Below are 1227 nucleotides of genomic sequence, written 5' to 3' on the forward strand. Positions count from 1 at the left end.
TCCATCACCTACGCCTCTTCGGCCTCGGCTTAGGTCCCGACTTACCCTGGGCGGACGAGCCTTCCCCAGGAAACCTCAGGTTTTCGGCGGGCAGGATTCTCACCTGCCTTTTCGCATACTTATACCGGCATTCTCACTTCCATGCGCTCCAGCACTCCTCTCGGTATGCCTTCTCCGCCCATGGAACGCTCCCCTACCCCTCAACCTTCATCAGGCTGAAGCCGCGATTTCGGTGACAGGCTTAGCCCCGGACATTTTCGGCGCACAACCACTCGACCAGTGAGCTATTACGCACTCTTTAAATGATGGCTGCTTCTAAGCCAACATCCTGGTTGTCTATGCAGCTGCACATCCTTTCCCACTTAGCCTGTACTTCGGGACCTTAATCGGCGGTCTGGGCTGTTTCCCTCTCGACTATGAAGCTTATCCCTCATAGTCTGACTCCCAGGGTCCAAGTTATGGCATTCGCAGTTTGATAAGGTTCGGTAACCTTGCTCAGGCCCCTAGCCCATTCAGTGCTCTACCTCCATAACTCATCCCCTGAGGCTAGCCCTAAAGCTATTTCGGGGAGAACCAGCTATCTCCGGGTTCGATTGGCATTTCACCCCTACCCACACCTCATCCGCCGACTTTTCAACGTCGGTCGGTTCGGGCCTCCACGAGACTTTACTCCCGCTTCACCCTGGACATGGGTAGATCACCCGGTTTCGGGTCTACGGCAGCAAACTTATCGCCCTCTTCAGACTCGCTTTCGCTTCGGCTCCGGCTCTCCGCCTTAACCTCGCTTGCTACCGTAACTCGCCGGTTCATTCTACAAAAGGCACGCCATTACCCGCTAAATCGGGCTCTGACTGCTTGTAGGCACACGGTTTCAGGTTCTTTTTCACTCCCCTCCCGGGGTGCTTTTCACCTTTCCCTCACGGTACTAGTTCACTATCGGTCGCCAAGGAGTATTTAGCCTTGGGAGGTGGTCCTCCCGGATTCCCACAGGGTTCCTCGTGTCCCGTGGTACTCGGGGTCAAATCGGGAGCCTCATCTATTTCGGCTACAGGGCTTTTACCTTGTGTCGCGGGACTTTCCAGTCCTCTTCGCCTATAGATAAGGTTTCTTACTCCCCGGCAGCTCTGCCGCGCTGCCTGATTTGCCCCTCGACCCCATACCTGCAACACCGGCAGGTTTACACAGGTATGGTTTAGGCTCCTCCCCTTTCGCTCGCCGCTACTCAGG

At 55.7% G+C, this 1227-nt stretch carries 1 rRNA gene; it reads right to left on the reverse strand.

Features of this window, described 5'->3' with window-relative positions:
* Nucleotides 1-1227: ribosomal RNA gene (locus tag ULO1_RS08060) — 23S ribosomal RNA — on the reverse strand; the annotation flags it as partial.

It is taken from the genome of Carboxydocella sp. ULO1 (assembly GCF_002049255.1).
Taxonomy (GTDB): Bacteria; Bacillota.